The organism is Bradyrhizobium sp. ORS 111 (assembly GCF_045571485.1).
In the GTDB taxonomy this organism is placed as follows: domain Bacteria; phylum Pseudomonadota; class Alphaproteobacteria; order Rhizobiales; family Xanthobacteraceae; genus Bradyrhizobium.
In genome coordinates this window covers 3,496,339-3,511,250 of the sequence record NZ_CP120701.1, presented here as the reverse complement: position 1 = coordinate 3,511,250, position 14,912 = coordinate 3,496,339, and the positions used below count along the sequence as shown (strand labels likewise).

Genomic DNA, 14,912 nt, shown 5'->3' with positions numbered 1-14,912 from the left:
CCGGAATGACGACCTCAACGGCCTTTCGCGCGCCGGTTGACCAATAGCACCGCCGCGGCGCAGGCCGCCATGCCTGATAGCGCGACAGGATCGAGCCGCTCGTTGAACAGCACATAGGCCATCAGCGCGGTCACGGCCGGCACCAGATAGAACAGGCTCGCGACCGAGGTCGCAGCATGGTGGCGGATCAGCCAGTACAACAGCCCGATCGATCCGATCGACAGCGCGACCACCAGCCAGGCGACTGCCAGCACGAACTCGGTGGTCCAGTGCACGACATTGGTCTCGAACAGAAAAGCCCCAACTCCGAAAAAGATGGTGACCGCGATGAACTGCACGAGGTTGCCGGCACGCCAGTCGATCCGATTGCAGTAGCGCCGCTGGTAGAGCGTGCCGAGCGTGATGCTTATCAGCGAGACGCCCGAGGCAAACCAGCCCCAACCCGCATCACCCGTCATCGGCCGGTTGTGCAGGATCAACACCACGCCGGCCAGACCGAGCAGAAGTCCGCCCCATTGCAGCGGCGTAACGCGCTCCCCTAACCAGCGGTTGGCGATGGTCGAGGTCAGGATCGGCTGCAGGCCCGGAATCAGTGCCGAGAGGCCGGCCGGCACCGAATGCGCGATCGCAACCGCGGTGCCGCCGAGATAAAAGCCGTGCACCAGAATGCCGGCCACCGCGCTGTGGAAGATCTCGGCGCGGTCCAACCATTTCGGCCGCGCGATCGCGGCGATCACCGCCATCACGACCACCACGAACGCCATGCGGATCGCCAGATAGGTCAGCGGTTCGGCGCCGCTGAGGGCGTATTTGGTCCCGATGAAGCCGGTGCTCCACAGCACCACAAAGATCGCCGGCGCCAGACGAGCGGCAGTTTCCTCGTAGCTCTTGTCCATTGCTGGCCGTCATTGCCTGAAGACTAGGCAGCCGGCAATCGCGAATTTCGCAACCATGCTACGCGGAGCAATGACTGTGATGAGTAGCACGTTACGCGCAATGCCATCCCGCGCAAGCAAGGGGGCAATCTCTGTGGCAGGCGTCGTGCCCGCCACTCGCCGTCCCTCCCGGCGCAGGCCGGGACCCATAGCCACCGCGCCGGATTGTAAAGGGAGCGTGGCCCTAGCCTCGCGCAGCAGGGACGACGGGGATCGCTCGATGTCTCACGCCGTCATTGCGATGAGCTCGCGATAAAATTGTAAAGCAATTTTGCGCCGAAGCGACGGAGCAATCCATCGGTCCGCGAACGCGGAAGGATGAATTGCTTCGCGGACCCTGTCATCGGAGGCGCATGCGCGCGACCCGTTGGCTTACAAAGACGGCGGATGCGGCCTCGACGTTCGATCGACGAAGGGGCTTGCAGCTTCACCGATCTGCCAGGATTTTTCGCCTGGCACACACGTTATTGTGAGCCGAGGATCCGAACGTAACGACGGCGTCGTCCCTGCGTAGAGGCTGTAACAAACGCATCTCCGCGCGCCAGCCGAAATCAATCTCTATCGGGAACGAAAGAAGTGACCCACATGAAAGCATCGTTCAACGTCGCTGAACAGGGAGGCGGGTCTTATCGCCTGCTGGCTATTCTCCGCTGGGTCATGGTTGTCGTCTTTGTGTCGTTCGGAATGCAGAAATTCACGTTGCAATCGGCTCAAGGTATCGCTCAGTTCATCAGCAACAGTCCGTTCATTTCGTGGTTGTCGCTCTTCGGACTTCGGGGGGAAGCATATTTGCTCGGCGTTGTCGAATTTGCCATTGCAGCGTTGCTTGCGGTCGGCGCATTCAGCCCACTCTTGTCAGCCGCCGGTTCGCTGATGGGTGTGGTCACCTTTGCGATCACATGGTCGTTCTTCTTCACGACGCCGGGCGTCGTCAAATGGAGCCTGTCGACCGATCCAATGGCCTGGAATTTGACCGGTGAGTTTCTGTTCAAGGATATCGTCCTGCTCTGCGTCTGTATCGTGTTGTTCTTGGCCTCCTTGCCGCAGTCGCTTATGAGGTCACGAACGGTCTAGACGGACATCTTGTGCCTTGCGCCTGCCCGCCAGCCGATTGACGCAAATCGCTCGCTCTGCAAACCTTGGCTACCTTCGCGACAGGAGGCCCGGCCGTGCTACCCAGAGCGACACCGGAGCGACTGAGCTCGTTCTCCGACGGCGTGTTCGCCGTGCTCATTACGGTGCTGGTCTTGGAGTTGAGACCACCCGAGCGCCCCACCTTCGAGGCGTTGTTGGCTCTGTGGCCGACGTGGTTGAGCTATGCGGTGAGTTACGTCTTCATCGCGATCGTCTGGACCAATCACCACTACCTGATGCGCTACGCCAGCGAGGCTACGCCGAGCCTGTTATGGTTCAATTTCGCGCACTTGTTTTCGATGTCGCTGCTTCCGCTCTCCACTGCCTGGATGGCGGTTAGCGAGCTGGCACCGCAGCCGGTGGCTTTCTACGCGGCTGTTTTCTTTCTGGTGAACGCGACCTACGTCGCGCTGATCTGGGAGCTCATCGATCGGACGCCACACGAGAAGATCTCACCTAAGGTACGCAGGATCATGCGGGTGCGGTCGCTGACGACATTGTGCCTGTTCGGAGCGGCTGCCGTCGTGGCGTTGAGGTACCCGCTGGTCGGCCTTGGAATCTGCATCTGCTGCCTGGTGGGCTATCTGAGACCAGAGCCGTCTTAAGTTCAGTAGAAGTCGAGGAAGCCGGAGCAGACATCGCGGCTCCGGAGCCATTCTGCCCGGCGGCCCGATGCGGCCATCTCGTCGCATCAGCGCCAGACATGGCGATCACCAGCGCGTCATCTGGTAACGATGCCGCAGCGCCTCACCTCTCCTGCACGATTCGACACTAGCTTGGAACGATATCGTTGCAGATTTAGGATGACAGGAAGTCGCGGATCTCTGCCGCGATCTCATGTGCATGCGTTTCAAGCGCGAAGTGTCCCGTTTCGAAGAAATGGACCACGGCACCGGGAATATCGCGCCTGAACGCCTCGGCACCGCGCGGCAGGAAAAACGGATCGTTCTTTCCCCAGACCGCCAGCAAACGTGGCTTGTGGGCTCGAAAGTACTCTTGGAATGTCGGGTACAGCGCGACGTTACTTTTGTAGTCGCCCAACAGGTCCAACTGAATCTCGTGAGCGCCGGGACGAGCCAAGTAGAAATTGTCGAGCGAATAGCCGTCAGGGGAAACCGCCGTGACGTCAGGCACACCCTGCGTGTACTGCCAGCGCGTCGTCTCTGGCGCGAGGAAGCTGCGGAGCACGTCTCGGTTGGATTGAGAGGGCTCTTGCCAATAGGTTCGAATGGGATTCCAGCCCTCGCTCAGCCCCTCCTCGTACGCATTGCCGTTCTGGGAGATGATTGCAGTGACGCGATCCGGATGCCGAACGGCCAGGCGAAAGCCAACGGGTGCACCATAGTCGAAGACATAAATGGCAAAGCGGTGGAGACCGATCACCTCGGCGAAGCGATCGATGACGCTCGCGATATTCTCGAACGTGTAGGTGAAGGCGCTGCGCGCCGGCATGTCGGATTGCCCAAATCCCGGCAGGTCGGGAGCGACGAGACGAAACTGGTCCGCAAGTCGCGGGATGAGATCGCGAAACATGTGGCCGGCGGTCGGAAAGCCGTGCAATAGGAGAACCGTTGGCGCATCCTTCGGTCCTGCTTCGCGATAGAATACTCCGATGCCGCCGACGTCCACTTTCCGGTAAGCAACTGCGCGCATGGGGGACTCCTTTCGTTCTCAATGCCTCACAACACGTCACGCGATGCAGTCGCCTCGTTCCTGTAACACCCAGCCGTTGCCATCCGGGTCGGAAATCGAAGCCGGCCAGGATCACAAGTCGATGACGACGTCCCGAATTGGTTGGGAGCAGCAAACGAGAAGGTTGCCATCAGCGGGCTTCTCGAGGGGCTGAGGTCCATAGACGATCTCGCCCGAAACCAGACCGCTCTCACAATTGTGACAAACTCCGGTCCGGCACGACCAACGGACCGGGACATCACACGCCTCGGCCAGCTCCAGAATGCTCTGATAGTCCGAGGGCTTCCAATGCGCGGCGACACCGCTTCGCGCGAACGATACCAGTGGACCGGTCTCGGCGTCGTCTTTGGGCAGATGTGGAGCTCGCACCGCTGCGCCGACGACGCCGGGAGTCATCGACTCGCTTCCGTTGAAGATTTCGACATGAATCCGCTCCGAGCTCACCTCCAAAGCGGCCAAGGCCTCTTTCATGTCTGCCATGAAGCGAGGCGGCCCGCAGAGATAGACATCCACGTCTCGCGGAATGCCGGCCTCGTCGAAAGCCGATCCCGACAGGTGACCAATTGCGTCGAAATGCTCGCCGATCTTGTCGCCTGAGCCTGGCTTGCTATAGCAAACATAGCTGCGGGCGTGGGCGATCATGCCCATAAGACGGCGAACTTCCGCAGCAAAGGGGTGATGCTGCCGATCGCGGGCCGCGTGCAGCCACAACACCTGCCGCGTCGAGCGGGCCGCCGCAAGCGCGTACAGCATCGCAAGAACAGGCGTTGCTCCAATTCCCGCGCTGAGCAACACGACAGGCCGCTCCCCGGATTGCAGAATGAAGCTTCCGCGCGGCGAGCTGACCTCGAGTACGTCGCCCACCCGAACATGGTCTCGCAGGTAGGTCCCAGCCGCCCCATCCGGCTCGACCTTCACGCTGATCCGATAGCGCTCTGGCGACGGAGGACCAGAGAGCGAATAGCTGCGAAAGAGTGGTGGGCCGCCGCCGGTGCGTCCAAGACGCAACACGACGTACTGCCCCGGCAGAGCCGGTGGCAGCGGCTGATCGTCTCGATGCCGCAGCGACAGCGACAGGACGTCGACGGACTCTCGATCGATCGCAGTTACCGTGAGCGGCTGAAATCCTGGTGGCGCCGGATGCGCGGCTGACGCTGGCGCGAGCCCTGCGTTGCCATTGCCCGCGGCAGTTCCTTCGTTCGGCAATAACGCCTCAAACGACGCACGCCATCCGGGCGACAGCGCCTCGATCCGCAAGGCGCGCTCCAGTCGATCGTGCGCATGATTGGGCGAATAGAGAAGCGCGTTGATCTCCGCAACGGTCATTGGCTCCTTCGCCTGTCCCACCCTGACGATTTCGTCGCCGGCGCCCACCTCGCCCTCCTGCAGGACGCGGAAGTAGAACCCCGGCCGCCCGCTGGATGTCAGCAATGCCGGCATGCGCGGCTCGTTCATCCGAATGCCGACGCGATAGCAAGTCACGCGCGGTTGGGTGACCTCGAACAGGGCGCTACCGATTTGATAACGATCGCCGATGCAGACGGCATTGTCGGACAGTCCTTCGACCGTGAAGTTCTCACCGAATTGTCCATTGACGAAGTCGGTCCGCTTCAGCCGCTCCTGCCAGTAGCGGTACGATCCGATTTGATAGACGAAGACGGCTCGCTGCTCACCCCCGTGGCCAGCCAGGTCGCCCTGACCGTCCCCATCCAGGTTCAATCGGCCGACCCGGCAGCGGTCACGTACCGGATTTTTCCAAATCCCGGTGCGCACCGTGCGGCCTTTCCACTCGATGTCACGCGGTAGTCCGACATTCACCGACAGTAGTCGAGCCATGTCCCGCTCCGCATTGTGGAGACCGGAAGTCGCCCCAAAGCGCGATGAGATTGCGTTGAATCATCATCGCACTTTAGCCCTTTCACGTCGAAAACCGCTTCACACTTTTCCGGATCATGCCCTAGCCGCTCGGAGCCGCTGCAGGCCCACCGCCGGGTGCTCGCTCGTGAACCACCTCAGCGACGTCAAGGTTGCGATCAGGGCCGTGCGGCACCACCGTCTGCCCCGGCTCGAGGTGGAGCTGCGTTCCATCGAGATGTACCGCGACAACCTCCGGTTCGAAGGATACCATGTTGGAGATGCGACGGACCTCGAGGTAGGCGTCAAGATACGACCATGCCGCCTGACGCGCGTCATCGATCGAGTAGTAGCTGCACAGCCCCTTGTACGGGCAGAACGTCTGGAGTTTCTCCGGAATGAGGGCGGACTCATCGACGTCAGCTCGCGGAACATACCAGCGCGGTGCGAAGCCGGACTCGTAGAGAACCAACGACCGCTTGGTGTCGGCGATGATTCTGTCACGGTGTCTAGCCACCAGGTTGCGCGAGGCCTGGCGAATGTCGATGCGGTGGTAGGGATCGGCGGCATGGCCGACGATTCGTTCGTCCTCCTCGTAGAAGGCGTCCATGGCCCGCCAGGCGAACGCGACGCGTTGCTGCAGTTCGCTCGCGTGGGCAGGCAAGCCGGTATGCTGCCATGCTCCTCGCCTGGCGATGTGTTGCTCATCCGCCCGGACGCTGTACCAGGACGTGACCCCGAGATCGGGATGTTGGGTGGTATGCTCGGTCCGTTCCAGCACGTGTGGAGAAATGTCGGCCTCGGGAAAATAGGCAACCGGATAGCGGCCCGGTTCGAACAGCAGGAGGACATGCTCACTGTCGGCGATCCAGCTTCCCCCGAAGCGCACCCGCATGCGCCGACGCAACCGCTCAACGTACAAGAGTTTCTTGGGCAGTGGTTCGGGCACCAGAAAGCGGCCGATCGCCCCCGGTGAGAGCGGGCCTTGCTGCCAGGACAGTCCCACGCTCTCCCCCATAGGTTCGATGATCGAGGCTCTGGAACGCAGATCCTGTAGAAAAGTTCCACCAAGGTGTCGACCTTCAATTCCAGCTTTGGTGCTCGCCCGTCTAAACGCTGGGCCGGATCGCAAACTGGGACACTCGACGCATTGCTCGCGCGAGGCCTAGACATCGGCACGGGCGAAAGCAAGGAGCTGGACGTTGCGTCGCCGCCTCTCCGCTCCGAACAGGACCGGTGCTGATAATCGACACACCAGCCCATCAGCGAAGCTGATGCCACGTCATTCACGCCGATTTGTCTTCGAGAAAGCAATGCATGTTTTCGGCGGTGCGGCCCCTGCTCTCGCGGATAGTATCGAACGCATCCGGCCGTGAGTCGCGGCGAACTCGATGACACATCGGCGAGCGATCGCCGCCAGCTCACGCAAGATTTGCAGATCACATCCTGAAGACGCTCGCGCTTAAACGTAGCGCGATCGTGCAATCCCGATATGAGCCCAGCGCGCGACGGCATCCGCCGGCGAGGCCTTAGGGCTAGGAACGCCTGCACGGGACAAGCGTTTTGGTGATGTTGCACGGGACGACCTGCAACACCTCCTCCGATCGATGTTGATGCTCGGGAACGACAAGGATGCCCTACGCGCTGTTCGATCGCGATCGACAAATCGACCAGGCCTTTCCGACGGAAAAGGAAGCCTGGGAACATGCGCTGATATCCGGGCTCATTCTTGACGTTCCGGTCGCGGACGAAACGGCCGGTCAGGTGCTGCCGGCCGGCTATCAGATGAGGTTTGTGTCAGGCGAAGGCGAGCAGATTGATCCGGCATCTCGCCGGACGCCGTCGAAACGGAATTCGTGATCCCTGCGATTGCAATGGGGTCACCGATCGCCCGCGCGAGACCGTGCCGCGCCGACGATCAAAGCCAGCCAATGACCGAGGATGACGGCATGATCGAAACCGGCAAGATCTTCCGCGTTCGCTGTGTCGATAACACGTTGCAGCGAAACACGCTCACGCTGGGGCACGTCTACGAAGTGACCAAAGTTCACGAGCGAGATGATTACTACGAGTTGGGCAGCCTGGGCCGCTTCAGCCGGTCCAGATTCGAGACCGTATGTCCGACATCGGCAAACGATGACGAGGATAGCGCGGCCAAGCCTGATCCCAAATCTGCTGACAACGGGTAGAGGGCGATTGCGAAACAAGCGGCATATACGTGCTGCCCCCGCGACGCAACGAGGCATCCTCGGTCAGCGGCGCGCCATGATCATTCCACGCAGCAAGACAATGCCACGCGCCTCGGCCGGCGCCCTGGCGTGATGTGGCGCGCCCGATGGATACGCTTCTACCCGCCGCTCAGATGATGGGCGGCAATGAACAAGGCAAATCCAAACAGCACGAGGGCTGACGCGGCACCAGCGGCGCTGCGTGCAAGCTCAGCTTTGGAAAGATTGGTTCGTGTCGACATCGCGGTGCTCCATTCGTGCGGGCATGACCGCACGTGGACCGCCGGCCTAGCCCATAGCTATCGGGTCATCTGACATCATGAAGACAAAACGGATTGGCCTCAGCACAGTTCCAAACCAGCACGCCCCATGGCGGCGACGGCGCGGATCGCTTTTGGAACCGGTGCGTTGACCAGAGGCTTGAGATGCGGGCCGAGCGGCCCGCAGAACGCAAATCAGGCGATCGGAGACAGGATGCTGATCCGTTGGGGGCGGCTTCAACCGGCGATCTGGGCGGCAGTCTTCCTGCTGGCGACGGTGACGGCCGCCGACGCCGAGGGCGGTCAGGCGAGGCACACGTCGGAATTCACTCTGCTGGTTCAGGTCGCACTGCTGATCGCGATCGGGCGCGGGCTCGGCGAATTGATGCAGCGGATCGGCCAGCCCTCCGTGATCGGTGAGCTGCTGGCCGGCCTGCTGCTCGGCCCGTCCCTGTTCGGTTGGGTGTGGCCGTCGGCGCAGGCTGCGATCTTTCCGTCATCCGGCGAGCAGAAGGCCCTGATCGACGGCATCGCGCAGTTCGGTATCTTGCTCTTGTTGCTGCTGACCGGGATGGAGACCGACCTCAAGCTGGTGCGCCGGGTCGGTCGCGCCGCCATGACGATTTCGATCGCGGGCATTGCGGTGCCGTTCGTCTGCGGCTTTGCGCTCGGCCAGGCGCTGCCGCAGAGCCTGCTGCCACATCCCGAAGCACGGCTGATCGCCTCGCTGTTCCTCGGCACGGCGCTCTCGATCTCGTCGGTGAAGATCGTCGCCGTCGTGGTGCGCGAGATGAATTTCATGCGGCGCAATGTCGGTCAGATCATCGTCGCATCCGCGATCATCGACGACACGATCGGCTGGATCATCATCGCCATGATCTTCAGCCTGGCCTCGCGGGGCAGCCTCGATCTGCTGTCGGTCGCGAAGGCGCTGTTCGGCACGCTCGCCTTCCTCGCGGTCAGCTTCACGATCGGCCGGCGGCTGGTGTTCCGCTTGATCCGCTGGGCCAACGACAATCTGATGAGCTCGGCGGCGGTCATCACCGTCATCCTATTGCTCATGTGCGCGATGGCGATGATCACGCATCTGATCGGCGTCCACACCGTGCTCGGCGCCTTCGTCGCCGGCGTCTTGGTCGGAGAATCCCCGATCCTCACCCGGCAGATCGACGAACGATTGCGCGGACTGATCTCGAGCCTGTTCATGCCGATCTTCTTCGGCCTCGCGGGGCTGAGCGCTGATCTGACCGTGCTGAAGGATCCGTCGCTGCTGCTGTTGACTGCGGCGCTGGTGCTGATCGCCAGCATCGGCAAGTTCGGCGGCGCCTTCGTCGGTGGTGCCTTCGGCGGGCTGACGTGGAAGGAATCCTATGCACTGGCGAGCGGCATGAACGCGCGCGGCTCAACCGAGGTGATCATCGCAACCATCGGCCTCTCGATGGGCGTGCTCAGCCAGACCATGTTCTCGATGATCGTGACCATGGCGATCCTGACCACGATGGCGATGCCACCGATGCTGCGCGGCGCGCTGGCCCGGCTTCCGCTCGGCAAGGACGAGAAGGAACGCCTGGAGCGCGAGGAGTATGAGCAGCGCGGCTTCGTCGCCAATCTCGAGCGGCTGCTGCTCGCGGTCGACGAGAGCATCAACGCCAAGTTCGCAGCGCAGCTCGCAGGTCTCCTCGCCGGCGGACGCGGCCTGCCGATCACAGTGCTGCATGTCGGCACGCGCGCCAGCAGGCAGGAGAAGAAGCGCAACAAGGACGAAAGCCCAGAGACAGCGGTCATCAACGCGGCCAGGGCGAGCGCCGAGGCCGAACCTGACGGCGGCGGCGATGTCGATGTCCTCACCCGCGCACCGGAGAAGATCGCGGCGGAGGCGATTGCCGAGGAGGCCAGGAAGGGTTTCGACCTGCTCGTGGTCGGCATGGACAAGGTCATCGGCCGCGACGGCGGGTTCGCCAAGCGGATCGACGATCTGACTTCCGGCTTCGAAGGCCCGCTCGCGATCGCGGCTGCGAAGGGCATCCACCGCAAGGAGCCGGCCACCAACGCCCGCAAAATCCTGGTGCCTGTATCCGGCAGCAACGTCTCGCGCCGCGGCGCCGACGTGGCGATTGCGCTGGCGCGGCTCGGCACGGAGCCCTTGCAGATCGTCTATGTCTCGACCACGCGCGACAAGGGGGCGCGCCGCACCGGCGCCAGCATGTCACTGGCACGCGAGGAAGCGATCCTGAAGGACATCGCGGCGACCGCCGCGCGCTACGATGTCCGGGTCGCCACGACCTTGCGTGCCAACGCGGCGCCTGAGGTGGCGATCCTGCAGGAGATCGCGGCTGCCGACGCCGATCTCGTCATCATCGGCGTCGACCGCATCCGGGGCGACAGCCTGAATTTCGGCAGCGTCGCCGCGGCCGTGCTCGACAAGTCCAAGGCGTCGGTGCTGCTGGTGTCGGATGGCGAGGTCAGGCAGAAGGATTAGCCCGGATCGCTTATGCCCCTACCAATCGTCCGGACAGGGATCGACGATCTTCCAGAGTTCTGGCCCGTTCTTGATCTTCTTCATCTCGGTGGTGAGCCCGCCGTTGCGGCGGATCCAGTCCTTCACCGAGGTGGGGTAATAGGACATCAGGTCCGACGTGCCCTCGAGGCTGGTGACCTTGATGCCGAAGGTGAAGGCCTTGTCGTAATAGGCCTGGTGGAAGCCGAGGCTCGCCCGCGGCGTGACGCAGATCTTGTTCATCGGCACGATGCCGAACACCAGCGTGCACGCCGAGTTGCAGATGCCGTCGATGATGACCCGCTCACCGCGCTCGCGGACGCGCTTGTACTTGGCCTTGTATTCCTCGACATAGCCGCCGTGATCGCGGGTGATGTGCAGATCGGCCCGCGCAGGCGCGGCTGCCAGAACGAGGAACAGCAGGGCAAAGGGCGTGATGCGCATCGAATGTTCGAAACCGAAGTGCCCAAAGGATATCGGCGGAAGGTCGGCCCACAGCCGGACCTGATCGCAAGACTCTGGCCGGACTGTGTTGGCAATCCGTTAAGCATGCGCAAAGCGGCGAAATTTGGCGCGATGTGACCGATTCCCTGCAGCTTTTCGCCTGATTCCGAGTTAAATAGATGGCAGATCGGCCGAAAATGCCGTTTCCCACGCGATGTCAGGAGGCCGCCAATGACCCGACTGAAGCTTTTCGCAGCCACGGCCATCGCCGTCCTTGCGGTCGCCCCGGCGGTCGCGGCCGACCTCTCGATCTACCCGCACCATCGGCATCACCATTACCGACACCACGTCCATCGGGGCCTGCCCTACCACATCAGCTATCTGCACAATTACGGCCCCGGCCTGACGCCCGGCCGCTTCGCCTATTACGACGGCCCCTCCAGCAACAAGTGCTATCAGAGCGCGGCCGCCTATATCGGCCAGGACCACCGCCGGCACCCCTGCGAGTGAGGTCCGTTCGCATCACGCAACCCTGCCGGCAGATCGCCCGAAAATGCCGCCAGCCATCGCTGGCCGTTTCGGCTCAGGTCTGCTAAGCGACCTCAACGCGCTCGTAGCTCAGCTGGATAGAGCATCGGATTTCGATTCCGAGGGTCGGGAGTTCGAATCTCTCCGAGCGCGCCATTTCGGTGCAAAACCGGGCACTCCAAACCTGCTCCTCTCGTACTTGGGCACGCGGCTATCGACGCTTTGCATCCGCTCCGGGGCCGATGTGCAGCACCTTGCCGTCACGAAGATTGTGCGCGGCAAATTCAAACTCCATGGCGATCGCCTGTGACGAGATACCGGCTATCTCGCCCACCGTCATGATTACGGCGATCAACGCTCTCACCATCATCACGGTCGTCACGCGCGGGTCGGTCACGGGGTGCTCGCGCAGAATGAGCTTGATCAGCTTGCGAGCGAGGTCAGCGACTTCTTTGTTGGTCGGCTCTGTCATCGCTGCGGTCTCCTTCTTTTTCTTTTTTGAAACGAGCGCGCCCCGGCGGGAATGATGCCAGGACGCCGCTTCGAGCCCTTGGCAAGCGCGGGCTCTCAATTCCACTGACGTGGGGTTGACGCTTGCCGAGCCTCGGTCGCGATCACGAGGTACAGGCCAGCGAGTTTCTCCGGCGATGACGGCGGACACACGCGAGGCCAGCGTCCGATGGCGCGCGCCGCCGGCCGCCGAGGAATGCTCAGCCTGAAGCTGTTTTGCGGGAACAGCAACACGCATGAGTGGTTAGGTTGTGCATTAATTATGATGCAATCGCGGCAATGGAACCGACCGCGTTGGCATGGAGCGACCGGCCAAACCTTGCCGCACAGTGGCGATCCTCAGGGGTGGCGCCGCGCCAGGCTCAGGTTCAAGGCCTTATCCAGATTGCTGGCCTTTTTCAGCGCGGCTTCGCCCGGCAACAGGGCCGAGGCGAGATCGGTCTCAGTCAGATCAGCACCTGCGAGATTGGCGTCGGACAAATCGGCTCCCGCAAGGTCGGCGTGGCCGAGATTGCAATTCGCCAGATTGGCGTTCTGGAGCTGTGCGAATTCGAGATCGACACGCGAGAGATTGGCACCGCTCAGATCCGCGCCAGCGAGGTCCGCAGATTTCAGCACGCCGCGCATCAGGCCCATCGATTGGTTGCGCATGTCTGCGCTCAAATCGGCGCCGCTGAGCTTGGCCCCGATCAAGCTTGCACCGGAGAGATCCGCGGTGATGCGAGCGCCGTTCAAATCGGCGCCGCCAAGCTTCGCGCGTTGCATCTGGGTGCCGAGCAGCGACGCGTTTGCAAGCGACGCCCCGGTCAGGTCCGCGTCGATCAGCCAGGCCTGGTTGAGATTGGCACGATCGAAGTGTGCACCCTTCAGGCTGGCCCCGTTGAGCTTGACGAGGCGAAGATTGCTGCCGGAGAAGTCGAGCCCCGAGAGATCGAGATGGGACAGCCGCTTGCCCTGCAAATCTGCGGAGGACCGGCCCGCGCCGTCCTGAGGCACCGCCTTGAGCAGCGCCTCGACCTCGGCGCGCGTCATCTCCGCCGTCGACATTTCGGGACTGTTGAGGTCGACGTTGCTGAGCATGCCCTGCGCCGTGGCATCGATGGGATCACCCAGCAGCGCCGCCATCGACACAAGGACAAATGCGAGACGAAACAGCATCGCCGTCCCTCCGCTCTCCGATCATCCGGCGTTGTCGCCCGCATTTTGCACTTGTCGCAGCGTCGCGCCGGATGGTGCGGGAGTATGAAACCGGACCACGCTCCTGGCAATGCCGTGACCGTCCGGGGCAAGCTGTGGCGCGCCCGCTCCACCAGTACCGGACGAAACCATTTTCCCGGCCCCGCGAAATCGGCCTGAAACAAATCCGGGCCAGTTTACCGTGATTGCACCAAATGGGAATCGGGTCATGTGGGATTTCATCAACGCGCTATATCGAGAGTATTGCTTGGCTCGCCTGCAAGAGATGCGGAAACTCGAGCACGTGATCTGACTGGGCCCGGCATGAAGAACGACCATCCGCTGCGCGGCGCCCTCCTGGCGGCTCTCGCGATCGCGGCGGCGGTGTGGGCCACGATCGGACCCGCGCCAGCCCACAAAGCTGTTTTGCATCATCTGGCGATCGCCCAGCGCTAGGCCGCTGACGTGATCAGCCCAACCCTCATGTCCCTGGCTACGTAAACGCACATATCGTCGGCGAGCACGCGGCCGTCGGCAATGCCGAGCACCAGCCGGCCCCGCCTGACCTGGTGCATGTCGACCTCGTAGCGTACACGGCTGACGTCGGGCGTGATGTGCCCCCTGAACTTCACCTCGCCGACGCCAAGCGCCCGGCCCCTGCCCGGCGAGCCCGACCATCCCAGCCAGTAACCGATCATCTGCCACATGGCGTCGAGCCCGAGACATCCCGGCATCACCGGATCATCGGCAAAGTGGCAGTCGAAGAACCAGAGGCCCGGCGTGACGTCCAACTCGCCGACGATGCGGCCTTTGCCGAACTCGCCGCCGTCCAGGCTGATCTCGGTGATGCGATCGATCATCAGCATCGGCGGCGCCGGCAACTGCGCGTTACCCGGGCCGAAATAGCCGCCCGCGCTCGATCTGAGCAGATCTTCCTTGGTGTAGGACGTTTGGGGCGCGTGGAAATCGTGTGGGTTAGGCAACACAAGACCTTTCGTGAGGTTGTCGGCTGCCGGACGTCAGGCGTCCCGGCCCGGAGCGTCGGCCTCCGCGGTCAGGCGCAGCGCGGCGGCGATGAAGGCCCAGATGTCGTCGGTCAGTTTTCCCGGATCGGGCCGCGGCTGGCGCGTCAGGCTGCCAATCAGTGCCTGGCGGATGCCTCCGATCATCAGCGAGATGGTGAGGTGCGGATCGATGTCGCGGGGCACGATCCCGTCGCGCTGCGCCGCCTCCAGCATGAACGCCCCCGCCGCAAGCTGCTTGGTGGTGAAGGCGGCCTCGACATCGACGACTTCGGGCGCGCGGCTGAGCGTCCCGATGACCAGAGGCGCAAACGGGTGGGCGTAGTGAAATGCGATATAGGCGCCGATCCGCGCCCGCTCCCGCTCCGTCCAGCTTTCCGCGGGCAGCCTTGCGCCGCTGAACGCCGCCTCATCGAGGCAGCGGTAGAAGTCTTCGACCACGGCGGCGATCAAACCGGCTTTCGAGCCGAAGTGATGATAGGCGAGCCCGACCGAGACGCGCGCCCGCTTCGCGACGGCTTGCATCTCCAGGTGTCCGTGCCCCCGTACCAGCTCCTCCTCAGCCGCGCGGATCAGCTTCTCTCGCGTCCCCACGCCGGCCACGAATTCTCCTGTCTGCACGTTAAACTGAA

Annotated in this window: 17 protein-coding genes and 1 tRNA gene; 8 read left to right on the top strand and 10 right to left on the bottom strand. The window is 62.7% G+C overall.

Annotation, left to right across the window (positions count from 1 at the left end):
- Positions 1 to 14 precede the first annotated feature (14 nt).
- Positions 15 to 896 carry a DMT family transporter gene (locus P6U30_RS16240; protein ID WP_407169931.1) on the bottom strand — a complete coding sequence of 294 codons (882 nt, stop codon included), beginning with the start codon at positions 894 to 896 and terminating at the stop codon, positions 15 to 17.
- A gap of 624 nt (positions 897 to 1,520) precedes the next feature.
- On the opposite strand from P6U30_RS16240, the gene P6U30_RS16235 reads away from it, so the two are divergent.
- Together P6U30_RS16235 and P6U30_RS16230 are read left to right on the top strand one after the other, a co-directional pair.
- A complete protein-coding gene (locus P6U30_RS16235; RefSeq protein WP_407169929.1) occupies positions 1,521 to 2,009 on the top strand; it encodes a YkgB family protein in 489 nt (162 codons plus the stop codon).
- A 95-nt stretch (positions 2,010 to 2,104) separates the two neighbouring features.
- Positions 2,105 to 2,674: a TMEM175 family protein gene (locus P6U30_RS16230; protein ID WP_407169928.1), complete on the top strand. Its 570-nt coding sequence runs from the start codon at positions 2,105 to 2,107 to the stop codon at positions 2,672 to 2,674.
- A gap of 193 nt (positions 2,675 to 2,867) precedes the next feature.
- On the opposite strand, the gene P6U30_RS16225 is transcribed toward P6U30_RS16230, so the two are convergent.
- From P6U30_RS16225 to P6U30_RS16215, 3 genes are all read right to left on the bottom strand, one after another.
- Positions 2,868 to 3,722 (bottom strand): alpha/beta fold hydrolase, encoded by an 855-nt coding sequence (locus P6U30_RS16225; protein WP_407169927.1) that lies wholly within the window; start codon positions 3,720 to 3,722, stop codon positions 2,868 to 2,870.
- 111 nt (positions 3,723 to 3,833) lie between these two features.
- Positions 3,834 to 5,597 (bottom strand): MOSC domain-containing protein, encoded by a 1,764-nt coding sequence (locus P6U30_RS16220; protein ID WP_407169926.1) that lies wholly within the window; start codon positions 5,595 to 5,597, stop codon positions 3,834 to 3,836.
- Between the two features lie 121 nt (positions 5,598 to 5,718).
- Complete coding sequence (locus tag P6U30_RS16215) at positions 5,719 to 6,621, bottom strand: DUF427 domain-containing protein (RefSeq protein WP_407169925.1); 903 nt, start codon at positions 6,619 to 6,621, stop codon at positions 5,719 to 5,721.
- Positions 6,622 to 7,247: 626 nt separating this feature from the next.
- Between P6U30_RS16215 and P6U30_RS16210 the strand changes: the two genes are divergently transcribed.
- A complete protein-coding gene (locus P6U30_RS16210) occupies positions 7,248 to 7,475 on the top strand; it encodes a hypothetical protein (protein WP_407169924.1) in 228 nt (75 codons plus the stop codon).
- A 71-nt stretch (positions 7,476 to 7,546) separates the two neighbouring features.
- Complete coding sequence (locus P6U30_RS16205; protein ID WP_407169923.1) at positions 7,547 to 7,804, top strand: hypothetical protein; 258 nt, start codon at positions 7,547 to 7,549, stop codon at positions 7,802 to 7,804.
- A gap of 158 nt (positions 7,805 to 7,962) precedes the next feature.
- Here the strand turns inward: P6U30_RS16205 and P6U30_RS16200 are convergent, their stop codons facing one another.
- Complete coding sequence (locus P6U30_RS16200) at positions 7,963 to 8,085, bottom strand: hypothetical protein (protein WP_407169922.1); 123 nt, start codon at positions 8,083 to 8,085, stop codon at positions 7,963 to 7,965.
- Positions 8,086 to 8,317: 232 nt separating this feature from the next.
- On the opposite strand from P6U30_RS16200, the gene P6U30_RS16195 reads away from it, so the two are divergent.
- Positions 8,318 to 10,582 (top strand): cation:proton antiporter, encoded by a 2,265-nt coding sequence (locus tag P6U30_RS16195; RefSeq protein WP_407169921.1) that lies wholly within the window; start codon positions 8,318 to 8,320, stop codon positions 10,580 to 10,582.
- Between the two features lie 18 nt (positions 10,583 to 10,600).
- Here the strand turns inward: P6U30_RS16195 and P6U30_RS16190 are convergent, their stop codons facing one another.
- Complete coding sequence (locus tag P6U30_RS16190) at positions 10,601 to 11,044, bottom strand: hypothetical protein (RefSeq protein ID WP_407169920.1); 444 nt, start codon at positions 11,042 to 11,044, stop codon at positions 10,601 to 10,603.
- Between the two features lie 231 nt (positions 11,045 to 11,275).
- Between P6U30_RS16190 and P6U30_RS16185 the strand changes: the two genes are divergently transcribed.
- Together P6U30_RS16185 and P6U30_RS16180 are read left to right on the top strand one after the other, a co-directional pair.
- Positions 11,276 to 11,554: a hypothetical protein gene (locus P6U30_RS16185; RefSeq protein ID WP_407169919.1), complete on the top strand. Its 279-nt coding sequence runs from the start codon at positions 11,276 to 11,278 to the stop codon at positions 11,552 to 11,554.
- Between the two features lie 97 nt (positions 11,555 to 11,651).
- A tRNA-Arg gene (locus tag P6U30_RS16180) sits at positions 11,652 to 11,728 on the top strand.
- Between the two features lie 55 nt (positions 11,729 to 11,783).
- On the opposite strand, the gene P6U30_RS16175 is transcribed toward P6U30_RS16180, so the two are convergent.
- Both P6U30_RS16175 and P6U30_RS16170 read right to left on the bottom strand, forming a co-directional pair.
- Complete coding sequence (locus P6U30_RS16175) at positions 11,784 to 12,044, bottom strand: hypothetical protein (RefSeq protein ID WP_407169918.1); 261 nt, start codon at positions 12,042 to 12,044, stop codon at positions 11,784 to 11,786.
- Between the two features lie 377 nt (positions 12,045 to 12,421).
- Positions 12,422 to 13,240 carry a pentapeptide repeat-containing protein gene (locus P6U30_RS16170; RefSeq protein ID WP_407169917.1) on the bottom strand — a complete coding sequence of 273 codons (819 nt, stop codon included), beginning with the start codon at positions 13,238 to 13,240 and terminating at the stop codon, positions 12,422 to 12,424.
- A 342-nt stretch (positions 13,241 to 13,582) separates the two neighbouring features.
- Between P6U30_RS16170 and P6U30_RS16165 the strand changes: the two genes are divergently transcribed.
- Positions 13,583 to 13,714, top strand: a complete 132-nt coding sequence (locus P6U30_RS16165; RefSeq protein WP_407169916.1) for a hypothetical protein — start codon at positions 13,583 to 13,585, stop codon at positions 13,712 to 13,714.
- On the opposite strand, the gene fabA is transcribed toward P6U30_RS16165, so the two are convergent.
- Both fabA and P6U30_RS16155 read right to left on the bottom strand, forming a co-directional pair.
- Entirely contained in the window at positions 13,711 to 14,241 is a 531-nt protein-coding gene (fabA, locus tag P6U30_RS16160) for a bifunctional 3-hydroxydecanoyl-ACP dehydratase/trans-2-decenoyl-ACP isomerase (protein ID WP_407169915.1), read from the bottom strand. The two genes, P6U30_RS16165 and fabA, sit on opposite strands and share 4 nt — an antisense overlap.
- 36 nt (positions 14,242 to 14,277) lie before the next feature.
- Positions 14,278 to 14,883, bottom strand: a complete 606-nt coding sequence (locus P6U30_RS16155; RefSeq protein WP_407169914.1) for a TetR/AcrR family transcriptional regulator — start codon at positions 14,881 to 14,883, stop codon at positions 14,278 to 14,280.
- Between the last annotated feature and the right edge of the window lie 29 nt (positions 14,884 to 14,912).